Annotated in this window: 1 protein-coding gene; it reads right to left on the bottom strand. The window is 51.0% G+C overall.

The window, feature by feature from the left end; all coding sequences use genetic code 11:
• Positions 1-230 (bottom strand): hypothetical protein (locus HBA93_RS21720; protein ID WP_221724631.1); only part of this gene is annotated, 230 nt, incomplete at its 3' end.
• Positions 231-263 lie beyond the last annotated feature (33 nt).

A 263-nucleotide genomic window follows, 5' to 3' on the forward strand; every position in this document is an offset into this window, starting at 1 on the left:
ATCACAGCAGAAGATGTATTACCGGCTTCATAATTTCTTTGTGCGGCACGCAGCAGTTTTGCGACTTCAGCGGCAGGCTTTTCAGCAGTGGTCAGTTTATTGCGATAGGCGCGGGCCTCATCCAACATACTGGCCGGTACAAATGTCAGCGGCGGTGGTGCAGCAAGTTCAACCTCTACCGCAGCAGGGTCAAGAACCTTACCGGCAACAGCGCCCTCAATGGTATTCATTTGACCATAATCGGACTTCAGAAAGCACCATTT

It is taken from the genome of Ochrobactrum sp. SFR4, from assembly GCF_019730395.1.
GTDB lineage: Bacteria > Pseudomonadota > Alphaproteobacteria > Rhizobiales > Rhizobiaceae > Pseudochrobactrum.